At 40.4% G+C, this 19,836-nt stretch carries 13 protein-coding genes and 2 tRNA genes; 6 read left to right on the top strand and 9 right to left on the bottom strand.

What is annotated here, in order from left to right:
* The first annotated feature begins 10 nt into the window (after window positions 1-10).
* Window positions 11-907 (top strand): LysR family transcriptional regulator, encoded by an 897-nt coding sequence (locus tag RFX69_RS04820; RefSeq protein ID WP_289332624.1) that lies wholly within the window; start codon window positions 11-13, stop codon window positions 905-907.
* A gap of 63 nt (window positions 908-970) precedes the next feature.
* On the opposite strand, the gene RFX69_RS04815 is transcribed toward RFX69_RS04820, so the two are convergent.
* From RFX69_RS04815 to RFX69_RS04800, 4 genes are all read right to left on the bottom strand, one after another.
* Window positions 971-1,046: transfer RNA gene (locus RFX69_RS04815), tRNA-Lys, on the bottom strand.
* A 22-nt stretch (window positions 1,047-1,068) separates the two neighbouring features.
* Window positions 1,069-1,144 (bottom strand) — tRNA-Lys (locus RFX69_RS04810).
* 232 nt (window positions 1,145-1,376) lie between these two features.
* The gene (locus tag RFX69_RS04805) at window positions 1,377-3,218 is read right to left on the bottom strand and encodes a long-chain-acyl-CoA synthetase (RefSeq protein WP_271056052.1); all 1,842 of its coding nucleotides are present in this window, start codon (window positions 3,216-3,218) and stop codon (window positions 1,377-1,379) included.
* A gap of 191 nt (window positions 3,219-3,409) precedes the next feature.
* Window positions 3,410-6,742, bottom strand: a complete 3,333-nt coding sequence (locus tag RFX69_RS04800; RefSeq protein WP_289332623.1) for an Rne/Rng family ribonuclease — start codon at window positions 6,740-6,742, stop codon at window positions 3,410-3,412.
* A gap of 722 nt (window positions 6,743-7,464) precedes the next feature.
* Between RFX69_RS04800 and RFX69_RS04795 the strand changes: the two genes are divergently transcribed.
* The 4 genes from RFX69_RS04795 to RFX69_RS04780 all read left to right on the top strand — a co-directional run bounded on the left by RFX69_RS04795 (window position 7,465) and on the right by RFX69_RS04780 (window position 10,492).
* Window positions 7,465-8,397, top strand: coding sequence for an RluA family pseudouridine synthase (locus RFX69_RS04795; RefSeq protein ID WP_001089414.1), 933 nt, complete (start codon window positions 7,465-7,467; stop codon window positions 8,395-8,397).
* The gene (locus RFX69_RS04790; RefSeq protein ID WP_000054121.1) at window positions 8,394-9,068 is read left to right on the top strand and encodes an HAD-IA family hydrolase; all 675 of its coding nucleotides are present in this window, start codon (window positions 8,394-8,396) and stop codon (window positions 9,066-9,068) included. The genes RFX69_RS04795 and RFX69_RS04790 overlap by 4 nt, the downstream gene beginning before the upstream one ends.
* 73 nt (window positions 9,069-9,141) lie before the next feature.
* Complete coding sequence (locus tag RFX69_RS04785; RefSeq protein WP_272334260.1) at window positions 9,142-9,837, top strand: YafY family protein; 696 nt, start codon at window positions 9,142-9,144, stop codon at window positions 9,835-9,837.
* Between the two features lie 49 nt (window positions 9,838-9,886).
* Window positions 9,887-10,492 carry a glutathione S-transferase family protein gene (locus tag RFX69_RS04780; protein ID WP_289332622.1) on the top strand — a complete coding sequence of 202 codons (606 nt, stop codon included), beginning with the start codon at window positions 9,887-9,889 and terminating at the stop codon, window positions 10,490-10,492.
* Window positions 10,493-10,549: 57 nt separating this feature from the next.
* Here the strand turns inward: RFX69_RS04780 and RFX69_RS04775 are convergent, their stop codons facing one another.
* Window positions 10,550-11,227: a DUF1345 domain-containing protein gene (locus RFX69_RS04775; protein ID WP_000232918.1), complete on the bottom strand. Its 678-nt coding sequence runs from the start codon at window positions 11,225-11,227 to the stop codon at window positions 10,550-10,552.
* Window positions 11,228-11,490: 263 nt separating this feature from the next.
* Entirely contained in the window at window positions 11,491-12,390 is a 900-nt protein-coding gene (gene hcaR / locus RFX69_RS04770; protein WP_000423241.1) for a DNA-binding transcriptional regulator HcaR, read from the bottom strand.
* Between the two features lie 735 nt (window positions 12,391-13,125).
* On the opposite strand from hcaR, the gene RFX69_RS04765 reads away from it, so the two are divergent.
* Window positions 13,126-14,178 carry an MBL fold metallo-hydrolase gene (locus tag RFX69_RS04765; protein ID WP_000653388.1) on the top strand — a complete coding sequence of 351 codons (1,053 nt, stop codon included), beginning with the start codon at window positions 13,126-13,128 and terminating at the stop codon, window positions 14,176-14,178.
* Window positions 14,179-14,244: 66 nt separating this feature from the next.
* Here RFX69_RS04765 and katG read toward each other — a convergent pair whose 3' ends face one another.
* From katG to RFX69_RS04750, 3 genes are all read right to left on the bottom strand, one after another.
* On the bottom strand, window positions 14,245-16,401 hold the full coding sequence (gene katG, locus RFX69_RS04760) for a catalase/peroxidase HPI (RefSeq protein WP_000064284.1): 2,157 nt from the start codon (window positions 16,399-16,401) through the stop codon (window positions 14,245-14,247).
* A gap of 516 nt (window positions 16,402-16,917) precedes the next feature.
* Window positions 16,918-19,212, bottom strand: a complete 2,295-nt coding sequence (ptsP, locus tag RFX69_RS04755) for a phosphoenolpyruvate--protein phosphotransferase (protein WP_000069121.1) — start codon at window positions 19,210-19,212, stop codon at window positions 16,918-16,920.
* Between the two features lie 85 nt (window positions 19,213-19,297).
* Window positions 19,298-19,783, bottom strand: coding sequence for an RNA pyrophosphohydrolase (locus RFX69_RS04750; RefSeq protein WP_000567254.1), 486 nt, complete (start codon window positions 19,781-19,783; stop codon window positions 19,298-19,300).
* Window positions 19,784-19,836: the final 53 nt, after the last annotated feature.

Genomic DNA, 19,836 nt, shown 5'->3' with positions numbered 1-19,836 from the left:
AACAATTAAAATGGATCGGTTGCAGCAATTTTATATTTTTACAGAAGTCGCTAAACGACAAAGCTTTAGTGAAGTAGCAAATCAGGTTGATCTACCTCGCTCGACAGTGACGAGTGCCATTCAACAGTTAGAAACTCACTATGGAGTACGCTTATTTCATCGTACTACCCGTAAAGTCAGTCTTACTCAAGATGGCCAACGAATATTGCCAGAATGCCAAAACCTGTTGTTTGATTATGAACAATTAGAACAGTTGATCCAGACACAAAAACAGCATTACCGTGGCACATTAAAAATTTCGATGCCTAGCCGGATTGTGCATCAAGTGATTATTCCTGAGCTGCCTGATTTTTATCATCGTTATCCGGATATTCATTTACAGCTCAATAGTTCTGATGACCTGACTGACTTAATTGAAAAGGGAATTGACTGTGTTGTTCGGGTAGGAGAGCTAGATAACAGTAGTTTAATTGCAAGATTTATTGGTCATTTGGTGATGGTGAATTGTGCCAGCACGCAATATTTACAAGATTATGGTGTTCCTGAGCAGTTAAATGATCTTGAACAGCATAAATTAATTAATTACGCAGGAGCTGTAGGAGAAAAGCAGGGAGAATTTATATATCAAGGTGGAACTGTGATGATGGATAGTGCTTTAAGTGTGAACAATACCGAGGCCTATATCGCCGCCGCTTGTGCAGGTTTGGGAATTATTCAACTTCCTTATTATGATGTTCAGGATAAAATTGAACAGGGGATTTTAGTTGAGGTACTGAGTGCTTACAGTGCACCATCGCTTCCACTTAATATTTTGTATCCCAACAGGAGTTATATTCCAAAGCGACTAGAAGTTTTTATGAATTGGGTGGGGGAAGTTTTAAATCGCAAATGTATCGTCATCTTTTAGTCATAAAAAGAAAATAGGATAACAATAAAAAAAGCCTCCCGAACTGAGAGGCTTTTTAGAATTTGGTGGGTCGTCCGCGACTCGAACGCGGGACCAACGGATTAAAAGTCCGCTGCTCTACCAACTGAGCTAACGACCCAAATAGGTTCAAAACTAATAAGTGGTGGGTCGTCCGCGACTCGAACGCGGGACCAACGGATTAAAAGTCCGCTGCTCTACCAACTGAGCTAACGACCCTGAGCGAGAATTAAGTAAAACCTTGTTTTACTTGGATGCAGGAGAAAATCTATAATTTTCTTTAGCATTCAAACTCGAACTGACTCAGAGAGAAGTAACACTTCTAAACACTGTATCGTTTTGATGTCGCGTATTTTAGCAAGTTATTCAACTAACACAAGAGGAAATTTAAAAACATTTGCATGATTGCTTATAAAAAGCACGATTTCCTCTTGTTTAGCTAAAAAATAAACTAAAAACGGTATTTATACGCCTGAATATTGTCAAAAATTTCAGTTGTGATATCACAATAACTGCTTGCACCAGGTAATAAAGCGAGTAAACGTTCAGAAGTTTTGCTTGGATTAAACGCTTCTTCCTTCAGTTTATTCTTCTGATATTTAAATGTACCTGTTGTTTCGACCTTTTTTTGTACACGTAAAAATACAGGTACTGCATAGGTAGGTAAACATTTCTTAAATACGGTCACCATTTCGGTTAAATCAGCATCATTTAGCTCTTCACCATCTGCGAGAGTGATCGCTGCCATACCGGCACGGCCATTAGTATTTGGAATTTCTACCCCATAAACGACAGCTTCGGCAATTTTGTCGTATTCGCATACCATGTTTTCAACTTCAGTCGTTGATACGTTTTCACCTTTCCATCGGAAAGTATCACCTAGACGGTCAACGAACTGTGCATGACGGAAGCCGATGTCACGGACCAAATCACCTGTGTTGAAATAAGAATCGCCTTTCTTGAAGACATCTTTCCAGATCACAGACTTGTTCTTTTCAGGGTCGGTGTAGCCATCAAATGGCGAGCGGCTGGTAATTTTCCCGATAAGTAGGCCAACTTCACCTGCTTTTACTTTCTGGCACCAGCCATTTTTATCGCGTATTGGTTCGTTTTTCTCTTTATCGAACTGGATAATGGCATATGGAGTAGGAGAGAAGCCTACCGTATTGTCAAAGTTGAAAATATTACTAAATCCAACATTGCCTTCACTCGATGCATAAAGCTCAAGTACTTCTTTAACACCAAAGCGTTGTTTGAACTTGTCCCAGATATTTGGGCGCATACCATTACCAATCATTTTGGTTACACGATGGTTGCGGTCAAGCTCGGTGACAGGAGCATCCATCAAGTAGCGGCAAAGTTCACCAACATACCCAATGGCAGATGCATTAAATTTTTGAACATCTTTCCAGAATGCGCTAGTTGAATATTTACGTCGAATCGCAAGTGTTGCACTGCCCGCGATAACACCACACCAGCAAACCACCACGCCTGTTGCATGGTAAAGCGGTAAGGTTACGTACATAACGTCATCTGGGCCTAAGTTTAAGATATGGCCATAAGTACCATACGCTAATGTCCAGCGACTGTGTTTGAAAATAACCGCCTTTGGTAAACCTGTTGTACCTGATGTGTAGATATAGAACAGACCATCGTTACCAGTGACAGAACGGGTAGTAGACGGATTGAATTTTGGAAATTGATCAATTTGGTCCGCAAGATTGACATAGCCTTCAGGCGCTGTACCCGAGTTTTGACGTGTTGCCTGATCTGCGAACCAGTGGAAGCGGTCTTTAGGTACATTTAAGTCTTGACGAATTTCATCAATAGCAACTCGGACTTCTTCACCAGCAATAACGGCAATAGGTTTTACAAGATTGATGCTATGAGCGAGAACCTTACCGACTTGAGATGTATTTACAAGTGCAATTGTCACACCAATTTTGGCTAAACCAACAATTGTTGCAATCAGCTCAGAGCGGTTTTCAATCATTACAGCAATGACGTCCCCTTTACGCGCTCCGAGAGAAAGGTAGTAATGGGAAATCTGGTTTGCCCATTCATTTAAAGCTTCATAAGAATAACTTTGATCTTCAAATAATAATGCCGTGCCTTTCGGATTTCTTTTAACAGCTTTTTCAAAAGCAATACCCAAACCTGTTGGAGTATTTGATGTTCTTAAATAAGCCTGTTTAAGACCATTTAGGATATGGGGTACTTTGGGAATGAAGCTAGGAAGTCTTGTGGCAACATCACCAAGCGTAATGATATCGGTCTGTGTTGTCTGGCTCATATCAATCCTATTTATTTTTCGATCAATCCAAAAAGGTTGTGTGGGCAAAAAGTCCAATAGTTTTCATGGTTCACCATGCTTTTAAAACTTTTCTTCTAGTGCAATCAACCTAATTGGCTAAAAATAACAAAAAAAACCTAGTCATCGAAATGACTAGGTTTGTTTAAATTAGCTGCAATTGAGCAAATGGCTTACTCAGCTACAGGATTAGCTTTTTTTGGCGGACGGCCACGAGGGCGACGAGGGCGGCTCGGTTTGTCCTTATCTGCCTTAACGTCTTCTGATTCGGCATCAGTTGTTGCTTCAGTCGGAGCTACTGTTTCTTCAGCCGCTGCTTTCGCTTTGCTTGCTGCTTTTGATGGCGCAGGTTCCTTTGCCGCAGGAGCTTCAGCTACTGTTTCTTCTGTAGCTTTTTCCTCTGCAGGAGCAGCTTCAGGTTGTACGACTTCAGTTGACTGATTAAGTTCAAGCGGTTGCTGTGCTGGTTCAACTGTTGCTTGTGTTTCAGCAGTTGGAGCAGCAACGGTTTCTTCTGCTAAAGGAGCAGGAGTAGCAACTTCTTCTTGAGCAGAATGTTGTTGTTTCACTTGCTCAAATGCTTGTTCCGCAGCAAGTTTTGCTAAACGACGGCGCTCACGCGGGTCATTTGCAACACGTGGAGCTGGTGCTTGCGGCGGAGTAAGCGGAAGTACTGGTGCAGGTTCTGCTTCTTCAGCCGGTTTGTGGCTTGGAAGTTCTGCATCACGAGTTACCGGCTTTTTCTCTTCTGTTTCAGCAGAAACTTCAACCACTAACGTACTTGCGTACTGTTCTGCAAATTTCTGCAAAGCACGATTAAACGTTGGGACTAGACCAAATTGTTCAATCAATACGGTGCAATCTTCACCATACACATGACGGATTAAACTACCGATTGTGTGTTGTGCCAAAGTTGGAATTTGCGATGGCGCAATAGATGGCGCAGCTGCCTTAGCGTGTTTAGCCTCACGTTGCTGACGACGACGCATACGAGGGTCATTGCTAGCACGTTTGATTTGTGGCTGAGCAGCTTCTTGGCTTGGCTGAGCTTCTTCTTTGGTTTCAACTACAACAGCTTTCTCGGCTACAACAGGAGCTGGAGTTGGCTCTTGAGCAACTTCAGTAGAAGTCGTTTCAACTCGCTCAACGTGACGACGCTCAGGTGTAAGTGCAACAATCTCACTTTGACCTTGATCAACATTGATGATTAAAGCAGTGTTCATGACATCATGCTTAGGTGCATCAATCACATCAACCTTAATTTGTTTTTCATCAACAACAACCGGTGTATTTTGATTTTCATTTAATACACTTGGATCGCGGTGGCGATTTGGACGGTTTGGACGTTGTTGATTATTACGGTCACGACGTGGCACAGCATTTTCAGTGTGTTGTACATCATTATTTTGATGTTGCTGATCTTGCTGCTGTTGACGTTTTTGCTGACGTTTTAACTCACGTTGTTCTTGGCGTGACAATTGAACCACTTCTTCATGAACTTGATGTTGCTGTTCATGTGATTGGTGATGTTGTTCACGTTGCTCTTTATGTTTACGCTTTTTGTTGTTCTGACGTTGTTGCTGAGATTTATCATCTTTTTCAACATGTTCACGAACGTCTTGTTTCACAGGTGACTGTGAAATATAAGCGTTATTTGATTGAACTGGCGCAACTTCTGCAACAGCAGGTACGGCTACTTGACCGAACTGTCCGCGGCTTACTGCGCCTGTATTCACCATTTGCTCAATCGCAGCAGCAGCATTTTGTGCTGAACGAGATTGATCAACTGTTTGCGCTTGTTTTTGAACAAACAGGTTTTCTAACCATGCACATGGGCTTGCTGCTTTTTGAGCAGAAGGTTGTGCTACAGGTTGAGTTGCATGATTTGCTTTTTTCTGAGCCGCAGCATGAGTTGAAGCTGTAGCAGTTACATGAGCATGGCCATGATCTGCTTCTTCTAAATGCCATTCAGAAGACTCATAACCTAACTCTTTCTCGCTAGAACGGGTTGCTTCTGTACGTTCATAGCTAGATGGAGCAAAGCCATCTGGGTTATATGCAATTTCGTAATGTGGAGTTTCTAAGTGCGGGTGTGGTAATACAGTTACACGTACACCAGAAGTTTGCTCTAAATACACCAGACTATGGCGTTTTTCATTAAGCAAGAAGGCTGCAATTTCAACTGGAACTTCAACCTGAACTTCACCATGACGTTCACGAAGTGCAATCTCTTCAACTTTACGCATAATTGAAAGGGAAAGCGAACGTAAGTCACGAACCATGCCTGTACCATGACAGCGAGGGCATACATAACCTGTTGCTTCTTCAAGCGATGGACGTAAGCGTTGGCGGCTCATTTCCATTAAGCCAAAACGAGACAATTGACCGAACTGGATACGGGCACGATCGCTTTGTGTTGCTTCACGAAGTTTTGCTTCAACCATACGTTGATTGCGTTCTTTAGTCATATCGATGAAGTCGATAACAACTAAACCGCCAATGTCACGTAAACGAAGCTGACGAGCAATTTCTTCTGCTGCTTCAAGGTTAGTATTCAGTGCAGTTTCTTCAACATCATGTCCACGAGTCGATTTCGCAGAGTTAATATCGATTGAAACTAAAGCTTCAGTCTGGTCAATCACAATTGAACCGCCAGAAGGAAGTTTTACTTCACGCTCGTAAGCAGTTTGAATTTGGCTTTCAATACCAAAATGAGCAAACAATGGCTCGTTTAAAGTATAAGTTTTTAATTTGTCTAATTGGCGAGGCATCACTGCTTTAACAAAGTTATATGCTTCGTTATAAGCCTGTTCGCTATCAATTAAGATTTCAGCAACGTCATCACGTAAGTAATCACGAATTGCACGTGTTACTACACCCGCTTCTTGATGAACAAGCATCGGAGAAGGGCCTGAGCTCGCTGTACCTTGAATTTGTGCCCATAGGTCAAGCAAGTGTTGTAAATCGAGCTGTAATTCTTCTTGAGTACGCCCAATACCAGCAGTACGAACAATAACGCTCATACCACGAGGTACATTTAAAGAAGCTAAAATTTCTTTTAATTCTTCACGTACTGAACCTGAAATTTGACGGCTAATACCACCACCTTTCGGGTTATTTGGCATAAGAACTAAATAACGGCCTGCAAGGGAAATAAACGTAGAAAGTGCTGCACCTTTATTACCACGTTCTTCTTTTTCAACCTGAACTAAAAGCTCTGTGCCTTCAGTAATAAGTTCACGAATGTTTGAAGTTTGACGTGGGTCTGCCTGAAAATAGCTGTTAGCAATTTCACGCATAGACAAGAAGCCTTGACGACCTGCGCCATATTCAACAAAAACAGCTTCTAAAGATGGTTCTACGCGGGTGACATGGCCTTTATAGATATTGGATTTTTTCTGTTCTCGGGTACGATTCTCTAAATCAAAATCGTAAAGACGATTACCAGTGATAAGTGCAACGCGAACTTCTTCGGCATGAGTTGCATTAATCAACATACGTTTCATGGGTGTGACACCTAATAGTGACTCACACAAACAAACCAAACAAACTTAAAGGTTCTGAACGAACATCGAACATGACGGATCATTTCCCAGATCTCAAAATACTTGTGGTCTGAGTCATCTGTTACCGGCTACATTTAGCCTTAGCTTCGATTCTCGTCTGTGATGTAGGCAATACTGCTTCAACCTTTAAATCGGAATTCCTTTTTGCTTCACTGGCGGGTGAGCGGTGCATTGGTTAATGACTTTCACTGTCATTGGGCGCGAAGTGACTTCTTTATTGGAAGTTTGATACGGAATGCTCATCGTATCGGTGCTTTCGGCAGTTCCAATGCATCAACGCTTTAGCCTGAAGGCAACATTAAGGAGCGATTTGTCTGATGTGTATCAGTTTACGTTCCATAACCAACTAGAGTTGGTAACATATTTTTTTGAACAAACTGAATTAAACGCAACAGTTTGTCATTTTGCCGATATAATAAGCCTTCGGCGTCGGCATAATTCTTTAGGACCTGTCCGAGCTGGTGATGAAAGCATCATTTTGATTGAGGTTTCAATCAGGGAAATTTCCCTTTAGATGTTCACTTACGGTGGTATCCGTGCGCTGACTATATCAAACCTTGCAGCATCTGCCTATGGGCTAAGCTTAGATTTCTTGTGAAAAAACTAAGCTAATCGGTCATTTATTAATCAAATTTCGTAAAATTTCAGGTTTAAATATTAGTATGAATTCTACACAGCAATGGCAAAGTGTCACTTGGTTTGAGGTGGATGAGCATCAAGCAGGACAACGAATCGATAATTTCCTGTTTTCACGTTTAAAGGGTGTGCCAAAGAGTCGAATTTATCGTTTGATTCGTGAAGGTCAGGTTCGCGTGAATAAAAAACGTATTAAAGCCGAGACCAAACTTGCAATTGGAGACCAGATTCGTGTTGCGCCTATTCGCTATGAACAAAAAGATGAAACTGCTGTTCCTGTAAGCGACAGTGTGGCTCAAGGTTTATTAAGCCGTGTGGTCTATGAAGATGAAGGACTATTAGTTGTAAATAAACCATCAGGTATTGCTGTACATGGCGGTAGTGGCGTAGCTTATGGTTTGATTGAGGCACTACGCGCGGCAACAGGTAAAAAGTATTTAGAACTGATTCACCGTATTGACCGCGATACTTCTGGCCTAGTTATGATTAGTAAGAAGCGTAGCACTTTAAAAATGCTACAAGATATGTTGCGTGAACACAAAATTCGTAAGACCTATGCAGCGATTGTAAAAGGTCAAGTGAGTCTTGATAAACAGCTCATTGATGCTCCTTTATTTCGTTATGAGTTAGCCAATGGCGAACGTCGTGTACGTGTATCTAAAGAAGGTAAGCCAAGTAAAACCGAATGGGTAGTTGCAGAGCGCTTTAAAAATGCCACTTTAGTTCATGCATCTCCTTTATCAGGGCGTACCCATCAAATTCGTGTACATGGTTTAAGTATTGGACATCCGTTGGTGGGCGATGATAAATATGGGCACAACACTGCATATACGGGGCCTGAAGCACGCCGTTTGTGTTTACATGCCATGCGTTTGGATATTCCGGGTTACCCAACGATTGAAGCACCGTTGCCAGAAGACATGACCCAGTTATTAGAGGCTTTGAGAGTAGCAAAATGAGTCTGAAAACCGAATTAGTGATTTTTGACTGGGATGGTACTTTATATAATTCTGTTGGTCAGATTGTGGCAAGTTTACAGCATGCGGCAGAAGAGCATAAGTTAACTCTGAGTGATGAAGCCGCAAAGAGTATTATCGGTTTAGGTTTGCCGGAAGTGATGCAGACCTTATTTCCAGAAGTACCTGATTTGCATGATTCGATTTTAAAAGCATATGGCGATCACTATATTGCCAACTCGACAAATGATGCATGGTTTGAAGGTATTTCTGAACTACTTCATGACTTAAAAGCTCAAGGTTTAAAACTTGCAGTTGCGACGGGTAAAAACCGTCGTGGATTAGACCGTGTGATTGCAAAAACACAGAGTACTCATCTGTTTGATGTTACTCGAGCAGCCAATGAAACCCGTTCAAAACCAGATCCGCTCATGTTACAAGAAATCTTGACTGTAACTGGAGTAAGTGTCGAACAGGCAGTTATGATTGGTGATAGTAGTTATGACCTTGAAATGGCTCAGCGTTTAGGTATGCCTCGTATTGGGGTGGGCTATGGAGTGCACTCGGTCGAAGTTCTACAACAGTTCCAACCTTTAACCATTGCTAAAGATGTACCTGAGCTGCACAACTTTTTAAGAGAGTATGCAAAGTTATCTACTGTAGACGTAGCATAATTTAAAATGATGTAAGAAGGAGGAATTTATTCCTCCTTATTTTTAAAACTAAAGAACAATAAGAAGAGAAAAAATGAGCCGCTCTATTCGTCTATTAAATCTTTTACAGCAACTCCGTGAATCTCGTTATCCCGTTACTGCTCAAGTCTTGGCTGAACGCTTGGGAATTAGTATTCGCAGCATTTACCGTGATATTGATAGTTTACGTGCTCAAGGTGTCAGAATAGATGCATCGGCAGGTTTGGGGTTTCAGCTTAAAGAAGACATTTTATTACCACCGGTTACTTTTAATGAGAATGAAGCCGAGGCTCTATTTTTAGCTTTAGAGTGGTTGAAAGACGTTCCAGATCAGGCAATGAAATCGGCAGCTGTTTCAATCTATTCTAAACTTTATGCGGTTTTACCAGAGCACCGGAAATATTTGATCGATGACATGACGCTAGGTGTTACACATTACTGGCACCCGGTTGATGAAGCTTTAGTAGAACAAGTACGTTTAGCGATTCGTAAACAAGTAAAGATCAAAGTCGATTATTGCGATGAACACAAGCGTATAAGTCAACGTTCTCTTTGGCCTTTTGCTTTAGGGTATTTACATGACAAAGTTGTACTTGCTGCTTGGTGTGAATTACGGCAGGCCTTTCGCCATTTTCGGATAGATCGTATTCATAACTTGCAAATAAGTGAGGAAATATATCCTGAATTTAAAAAACATCTGTTTCAAAGATGGTGGAAACAAGAAATGCAAAGGACTACTGACAAAAACTGACAAAAGGTATTTGTAGACTAGGAATCACGATAAACAAGGAGCAATAAGAATGAGTCTTAAACTTTATACTAACAATGAATCGCGTGGTGTCGTTATAGACTGGCTTTTGGATGAGCTTGGCGTGGAATGTGAACGTATTGAAGTAGCATATCGAACCGAGATGAAATCACCCGAATATTTAAAGCTTAATCCGTTTGGGAAAGTGCCTGTATTGGTAGATGGCGATGTCGTTATTTATGAATTAGGTGCAATTTGTGCATATCTGGCAGACAAATTTAGTGACAAAGGTTTGGCACCTGCTTTAGATGATCCGAAACGTGGTTTGTACTATCGTTGGCTTTTTATGATGGCGGGTCCTTGGGAAGCTGCTGGTGTCGATAAAGCTTTAGGAATAGAAATCGCACCTGAGCAAAAAATGTTTGTGGGTTATGGTGATTATAACGATGCTTATCAAGCTTTAGTTCAAGGAATGAGTGAAGCAAATCCGTATGTATGTGGTGAACAATTTACCGCCGCAGATGTAAGTGTTGGAGCCATGCTATTATGGCAATTAAAAATGAAAACGATTGAATCGCACCCAGCCATTACACGTTATGTTGAAACGATCAAACAGCGCGAAGGCTTAAAACAAAGCAGTATGGGCCAACTGTTGTAAGTATAATTATTCTTAAAAGCCCCCAAAATGGGGCTTTTTTGTTTTTAAATAAAGGTCTTAATTGGTAAGAAAGCCAGCAGCAACGTTAATACAAATCGCTAAAATGGTCGTGTTGAAGCCAAAAGATAATACAGCATGAAATAAGTTTAAAAGACGCATATGTTTGTTGGTAATTGAAACATCGGCGGTTTGTGCTGAGGTGCCAATGATATAGCTAAAATATAAGAAGTCAGGGTAGGTCGGATGTTCGGTACCCGGGAAGTCTAACCCACCGTTCTCTTCATTTCTGGATAGAGCCATATAAAAGTCATGGGCATAATGCAAAGCGAAAACAGTATGCATGAAAAGCCATGCTGAAATAATGGTGAGTAAAGCTAACGCTACATGTCCTAACTTTTCATAATGCCCAGAAGGGAGCTGGGAAAGTTGTACCAAAATCGCAACTAGACTCATTGTGATGGCCAATAAAACAATGAGCATAATGACCCATTTACTTTCGTCCTGTTTTTTGGCTTGCTGTTGCATTTGTGAATGGTCGGCACTTCTCATCAGTTTCCAGACATGGAGTAAATATAAACTGATTGAGCCATTCCAGCTTGCTAATAAAATGGTAGACCATTTCCATGAAGTGAGCCATGCCAATAAACTTGCAACAACCACTCCAAAAATTAAAGCAATAAAGAAGTGAGGGCGGTTTTGTACACTACGTCCTAAATGCTGAAATAGTCCAACCATCTTGTTAACTCTCCTTGCTGTTATCTTAAATATATTTTTTACTGTTTGGTTAATTTAACATTAAGTTTTATATAACCTTTATACTTTAGATCGTCATTTTTGTTTTTATTAAGTGTGACAATCTAAAATATAATAAAAATTATCTCAAATTAATTAATCGATAAAAGATATTAAATAAATTTTAATTTCATTTTTTTATACATGCATTTAAATTTTCTAACTCATTTATTATTTAATAATAAGCGTAAATATACCTAAAGTGCTTAATCTAGATTTTTATCAAGATGAAATACTTTGTTGAGTTGATCAATAAATCTTTTTACACCGACTGACTCTGTATTTTTACGATAACTAACAAATAAATCTAAAGAAGGTAATTCGACATCTAGAGGGCGAACTACAGTGTTAGAAACCCCTAAAGGCGCGACATAGGCAGGTAAAATAGTACAACCTAAGCCTGAACCAATAGAGTTTATATTAAGTAAAATGCTATCGGCCTTTTGTACAATATTGAGGTCAATACCATGAGTTTTAGTAAACTCTAAAATTGTATTGTGTAGTGTATTAGATTGTTCAGCTGCCGGAATAATAAAATCAATACCATGCAAAGCTTTGACCGGAATACGGTCATATTTCGCAAGTGGATGGTTTCTTGGTAATAAAAAAATTAAAGGTTCTGTTAAGACAAATTGGCTTTGGATTTCATCATTTTCAGTATTATCACGGGTAAACGTGATGTCGAGTTCACCTCTTTTTAAGGCTTTGAGTTGCTCAGCGTTATTTAAACTTGATAATTCAATGGTGAGGTCAGGGTGTTGTAAGCGCAGATTTGGAAGTACGTATGGAAAAATTTTCATTTCTGCGATGGGGACGAAACCGATACGTAATAATTGTTGTTTAGCCTTTGAGACTTGGCGGGCCATCGCTACTGCTTTATCAGCTTGAGCAAGCGTTAAACGGGCATGCTCTAAAAATACTTCACCTTCTTCTGTTAACTCAACTTTACGTTTTGTTCGGTTTAAAAGTCGTACCCCGACATCTTCTTCTAAATCTTTAATTTGTTGGCTAAGGGAGGGTTGAGCAGTATAGAGTTTGAGAGCGGCCTTACTAAAATTTAATTCTTCAGCAACTGTAATGAAATATCGAAGATGGCGTAATTCCATAAGACTAATCCAAAAAATGTCTTACTATGATTTAAGCAAAGTATAAAGCATAAAACTATATAGCGTGAAGGTGCTTTAGGTATTTATAAAATAAATGAAAATTTATAAATCATTATGAAATTAATATGAAATTTTATTTAATTATTAATTTGTAAAATATATTAATTCATATTCATAACCAAAGTGATTTTAAATTTAGAAAAGAAATTTAAATTACTTTTCAGGAATTCACTTAAAGTTTTCTCATATTATGAAAAAAAGTATTGTTAATTTAAGAATTGAGAATCTTAATTTCTAACAAAAAATGTGTAAGGAGTATTTTGTTAATAAATGTTTCGGTTCATCTTGCTATATTTTTTTAGTTTTTTCAATGCATGTGCTGCTTGGTTTAATAGTTTATATATGAAGCAAAATTGATAAAATTGAGCAGTTTTAAAAATAAGAGATTAACCACAAAGAAATTAGCTCACCTCTGTTGTAAGTCTTTGCTTATTATATTCTATTGTTATGTTATACAGTAGCTTTTAATAAGAATAGTAATTAACGAATCACAAACTCAACACATCTAAACATTTTTTTGTGGCACTTTAGATTGATCTATGTCGGCTGTGACAAAAATAAAAGGGATATTTATATGATAAATAAGTGTAAGTGTCATAGCTTAATTTATTTAAATCGCTAAGATAGAAAACTGAATGATTCATCCTCCTGATGCTACAACCATAGAATAAGCCCATGAAAGACAAGCCGACATTAACTTATCAATTGCCGACTCAGTCCTGTTGGACGCATACATGGATAAAACCGCCTTTTTGTCATCCTGAACTGGGCCATGAAAATGACACCCGTTTTTATAATCAGCAGCCTAGATCGCCTGCACGAGGATCGAAAGAGTTATTGCGTTGGTTAGTCACTCGTGAGTCTTATACTTGGAATGTTGATATTCAGAATGAATATGATGTTCGTATTAATACACCAATTGCTTTACCACAAAACCGTCCACATGCGGATTTAGATGATTGGCAAGTTTGGTTTGTAGGGCATGCTACGGTACTCATTCAAATTGGACCTTATAACTTTATTACCGATCCGGTATGGTGTGACTACGCAAGTCCTTTACATGGTCGTGGTCCACGTCGTGTATGCCCAGCGGGTTTTGCTTTAGAGCAGTTACCTACCATTCACGGGGTATTGTTGAGCCATAACCATTATGACCACATGGATTTAGCAACGCTTGAGTGGCTTCATAAGAAGTTTGCTATGCCGATTTATACAGGGCTTGGCAACGGATTTTACTTACCTAAAGAATTCCATGTAATTGAAATGGATTGGTGGCAGGAAATTCCTTATCACGAATTAAGAATTGTTTATACACCTGCTCAGCATGGCTCGGGGCGGGGTTTACGTGACCAAAATAAGGCACTTTGGGGCGGTTTTTCGGTTTTGGCGAAAACAGGACATTGTTTTTTTGCGGGTGATACCGGTTATGCGGGCCACTTCAAACAAATTCATACGCGCTATGGCGCGCCGCGTGTGGCCTTACTTCCAATCGGAGCTTATGAACCCCGTAAATTAATGAGCTATGTTCATATGAATCCGCAAGATGCAGTTCATGCACATTTAGATTTACAAGCACATCGGTCTGTGGCAATTCACTATCGAACTTTTCAGTTAACGGATGAAGGGCGTGAAGATCCTGAACATGCATTAGCTCAAGCCATTAAAGCTTCATCAAAGCTTGCTAATCCTTTTTATTGCATTCGAGAAGGGCATAAATTGACTGTCTAAAATTCATTGTTTTGTATTAAAAAAGCCAGTTCAATTTGAACTGGCTTTTTATTATTTTGGCTTAAATTAAGCTAAGTCAAAACGGTCAAGATTCATGACTTTAGTCCATGCAGCAACAAAGTCTTGAACAAATTTTTCTTTACCATCCGCCTGAGCATAAACTTCGGCTAATGCACGTAAGATAGAATTCGAACCAAAGACTAAATCATTACGTGTTGCGGTAAATTTCACTGTGCCTGATTTACGGTCTTTACCTTCAAATACTTCACTTGTTGAATCAACAGGTGCCCATACATTCGACATGTCGAGTAAGTTTGTGAAGAAGTCTGTGCTGAGTACACCAACTTGCTGAGTGAAGACACCATGTTGAGAACCATCCCAGTTAGTGCCTAGTACACGTAAACCACCAATCAATGCAGTTAACTCTGGTGCAGTCAAAGTCAGTTGTTGTGCTTTATCAATTAATAAGACTTCAGCTGGTGTGTTGACTCCCTGTTTTTTCCAATTTCTAAAACCGTCAGCAAGACCGAGCAGTAACTGGAATGATTCAACATCGGTTTGACTTTGTAATGCGTCAACACGACCAGGGGCAAACGGAACGGTAATATTGAAACCTGCTGCTTGAGCAGCTTGCTCTACACCAACATTACCAGCTAACACGATTAAATCCGCCAATGACAATTGGGTTGATGCCTTGAGCTCTTCAATTTTAGTTAAAGTCTCAACAGCTTTTTTGTTTACTTCCCACTCACGTTGTGGTGATAAAGCAATACGTGCACCGTTTGCACCACCACGTTTATCTCCACCACGGAATGTTGATGCAGATGCCCATGCAAGGGAAACCAACTCACCAGCAGGTAATCCTAGAGCAACGATTTTTGCTTTTGCATCAGCAATGCTTGCAGAAGATGGTGTAGCGCTAGCAGCAGGTAATGGATCTTGCCAAATTAAATCTTCAGTAGGAACTTCTGGTCCTAAATAACGTGCTTTTGGTCCCATATCACGGTGAGTTAATTTAAACCAAGCACGAGCAAAAGCATTGGCAAAGGCTTGTGGATCGTTAAGGAAACGACGAGAGATCTTTTCAAACTCAGGGTCAAAACGTAAGGTCAAATCTGTAGTAAGCATCGTTGGCTTACGTTTAATTGATGGGTCGAAAGGATCTGGAATAATGGCTTCAGCATCTGCTGCTACCCATTGAATTGCGCCAGCAGGTGAACGTTCTTGTACCCATTCGTATTTGAAGAGGTTTTCAAAGAAGTAATTGCTCCATTGTGTTGGCGTTTGTGACCAAATAACTTCTAAACCTGAAGTGATCGCATCTTTACCGACACCTGTACCATAGCTGTTTGCCCAACCAAAGCCCATTTGTTCAATTGGTGCACCTTCTGGGTCTGCTTGTACATGGTCAGCAGGGGCAGCGCCGTGAGTTTTACCTAAAGTATGACCGCCTGCAATCAAGGCAACAATTTCTTCATCATCCATTGCCATGTTGCCGAAAGTGGCACGAATAAACGGTGCTGCTGATCGTGGGTCACCACTCGCTTGTGGTCCTTCAGGGTTCACATAAATTAGGCCCATTTCGGTTGCAGCAAGATTACTGCCCGCCAATGCTTCAGAGTTACGATGAGCTAACCATTCTTTTTCATCGCCCCAGTTTACATCGTTGTCTGGTTCCCAAACATCTTCACGACCGGCACCAAAACCAAAGGTACGGAAACCAGAAGACTCAAGTGCGATGTTCCCGGCAAGAATAAATAAATCGGCCCAAGATATTTTTTGACCGTATTTTTGTTTAACTGGCCATAGTAAACGGCGTGCTTTATCTAAACTTGCATTGTCGGGCCAACTATTTAATGGAGCAAAACGTTGTTGACCACGACCGGCACCACCACGGCCATCGCCCATACGATATGTCCCGGCAGCATGCCACGCTAAACGGATAAATAAGCCCGTATAATTTCCCCAGTCGGCTGGCCACCAGTCTTGGGAATCGGTTAATACATTTTTGATATCGGCTTTAAGTGCGTAGTAGTCGAGTTTTTTAAATTCTTGACGGTAATTAAAATCTTTACCGAGCGGATTAGAGCGTTCTGAATGTTGATTAAGTAAGTCAACACGTAATTGATTTGGCCACCAGTGTAAATTAGCCGTGCCACCACCGACTGTTACTTGCGGTTTTGAGTTATGACCTGAAAAAGGACATTTTGATTCGTTTGACATGATTATATTCTCTCTGGGTAATATTTATTGAGCTCTTAATAAAACTGAAGGCTCATTTTCCTGGACTTCTGGGTTAAAAAAATGATGCGTATCGAATAAAGAAATGAGAGAACAAATGGTGAGAGAAACCGTTTTAAAAATTTTTCACTGTTATGTCAGCTCATCAGTTTTATTCAACAATACATGAGTTTCCTTTGTTTATTATTCCTTCAATTTACTGCATGAAGGCTAAAAAACAAGAGGGAAAATGGTTCAAATTTTGCAAATAATGACGCATGGCATGAGCTCCTTAATCATTGAAACATCGCAATATCTTTCAATTTCTTTCTTTAAATATACTAGAATCTGATTGTTTATTTTTCAAATGGATTAAATTGTCCATATTAATTGGTAAAACCGATTTTTAGAAAAAATAAAGATTAGGAGTGTGCTAAGTGGGAACTTAAAAATGAAGAGAAAATTTAAAAATAGATGAATTGAAAAAGGAGAGCTTTTTGACTCTCCTTTTTTAAGTATTTATACGCTTACAAGGCGGTTAGATTTAACCATATCGGCTAGACCGTGAGTTTTAAAGTAGTACTCAAGCCAGCTTTTTACAATAAGCGGATTATTCATTTTCATGACATCATCAAGCAGCTTTTGGGCATCTGACATTGGGACATGGCAAATTGCTTTTCGGACACGCAAGATGTTACTTGAACTCATCGAAAGGGTATTGAAGCCCATGGCCATCAGTAAGATTGCCGATAACGGATCACCCGCCATCTCACCACAAATACTTACCGGTTTTTGGTATTTATGACATTCCTTCACGAGTCGAGTTAAAGCCCGCAAAATAGACGGATGGAAGTGTGAATAGACGTTTGCGACATGCGGATTATTACGGTCCACAGCAAGTAAGTATTGAGTTAAGTCATTTGAACCAACCGAGAAGAAATCGACAAGTTCGGCGAACTCATCAATTTGTAGTAGTACACTCGGTACCTCAACCATAATCCCGATTTTTGGTTTAGTAATTTTAACTTGTTCTTCTTCTTGCACTGCAATCCAGTCACGCTCAAGTAAATAAAGTACTTCTTCGACTTCACTTACTGTCGTTACCATTGGCAATAGGATATGCAAATTATTTAAACCAATACTGGCTTTAAGCATTGCCCGGATTTGTGCTGAGAAAATTTCCGGATGGTCGAGCGTGAAACGAATACCGCGCCACCCTAATGCCGAGTTCTCTTCTTCAATACTGAAGTAAGGTAAGTCTTTATCGGCACCAATATCTAGGGTACGCATGACTACCGGCTTATTGGCAAAGTGACTCAACTGTTGGCGATAGATGGCACGTTGTTCTTCTTCACCTGGGAAACGTTCCCGTAACATGAATGGAATTTCACTACGGTACAAACCCACACCTTGAGCGCCACGTTGTACACCGCGGACTACATCGATCATGAGGCCCGTGTTCACAAACAGTTGAACAGAGACACCATCTGGTGTAATCGCTTCTTTGGTCTCATATTGTTTGAGATCTTTTGCGATTTGCTCGTCTTCTTTTTGAATTTCTTTATAACGTTGACGTAAACGACGTGGAGGGTTTACAAAAACACGGCCCTGATAGGCATCCACAATCATTTCTGCATCATCAAGCGTATTTACAGGCAGTTCGGTTACGCCGACCACCGTTGGAATCCCTAATGCACGGGCAACAATCACCATATGCGAATTGGCTGCGCCTTCTGACGTCACAATCGCTGCGATATTATCTACTGGTAATTCTACTAGCGCAGCGGTACTAATTTCTTCACCAATTAAAATACTGTCTGGGCTAAGTTCACGATGGCTTGAATCTTCTTCTTGTAAGCACGCTAGAATACGTCGCCCTAAGTCTTTAAGGTCAGAAACGCGTTCACGAAGATAATCGTCCTCCATTTGTGCAAATAGGGCAGTGTGTTTTTCAATTACACGGCGCACTGCACCTTGTGCCCAATGCCCATCACGGATCAGTTCTTTAATTTCTGCAGGTAAGGCATTTTCATCTAGCATTCTTAAGAATACGCTAAACAAAGCACGTTCTTCTGCCATGAGCGAGTCATGCATTTTTTCATCTAAAGAACGAATCTCTGAACGTACCGATGAAATAGCTTGATCTAAAATGCGGAGTTCATCGCTGATATCTTCTGCTTCGCGGTCAGGTACTGAACCTAAGTCGGCAGGCGGATATAAAATAATAGCGCGACCTAAAGCCACCCCACCTGCACCGGAAACGCCTTGAAAGGTCTTATAGGCAGGTCCATTGCTTGGCTTGCGAAATACATCAATATTTCCAACCGCATGCGCATGTGCAATAACACCTGAGAGCTGTGCACATAAGGTGACTAAAAATGATTCGGCTGCTTCACTAAAATCTTGAGGAAGTCGATTTTGGACAACTAAAACACCCATAACCTTACGGCGATACATGACGGGTACGCCAAGGAATGAGTTATAAATTTCTTCGCCCGTTTCAGGTAAATACAAAAAGCGTTCGTGCTTTGGCGCATTGTCAAGGTTAACAATTTCTTCACGTTGCCCAACCAGACCCACCAAGCCTTCACCTAACTGCAATGAAACATGCCCAACAGATTCTGGATTTAAGCCTTTTGAGGCCATCAATACATAACGTTGATTGCGTTCATCGAGTAAATAAATAGAGCAAACATCCACTTTCATGGCCTCAGCAACCTGATTGACCATAATGTCTAACGATTCATGCAAACTCACGGACGCATTAATCTCTTGGACAATGCGTCTTAGAGTGTCGAGTTGCATGTTTGACATGGATGTATACTCCAGTATTTTTTTAGACTATGAATGTATTTATAACAGCACTTTTAATAAAAATCATTTGCTAGATAAATGATTTTTAGGGTAATTGTTGCACTGGCAACTGTGTACACAACTCCACCATGGCTTTACGGTAAACATCACGTTTGAAGTTCACCACTTGACCAAGAGGATACCAATAGCTAACCCACTGCCATTCATCGAATTCAGGCGGGTCGGCGAGGTTTAACTGAATGTTTTTTGCAGGCGCAGTTAACTTCAGTAAAAACCATTTCTGTTTCTGTCCGATACATACGGGGTCAGAGTCTGACCGAATATACCGATGTGGCAAACGATAACGCAGCCATCCTTTGGTTTGCGCAATAATCTGGACATGCTCGGGCAATAAGCCGATTTCTTCTCTCAGTTCTCGAAAAAGTGCCTGTTCAGGGGTTTCTCCAAACTGGATGCCTCCTTGTGGAAATTGCCAAGCATTGTGACCAATGCGCTTTGCCCATAAAACCTGTCCATCATCGTTTGCCAAAATGATCCCGACATTGGGTCGGAAACCTTCTGAGTCGATCATTTGGCTACCTAAATATTGTCTATATCGTTGACTTCGATCACGGGGACAAACAC

It is taken from the genome of Acinetobacter sp. 148, from assembly GCF_031196675.1.
Classification (GTDB): Bacteria; Pseudomonadota; Gammaproteobacteria; order Pseudomonadales; family Moraxellaceae; genus Acinetobacter; species Acinetobacter baumannii.
This window is presented reverse-complemented; position numbering and strand designations above follow the sequence as displayed.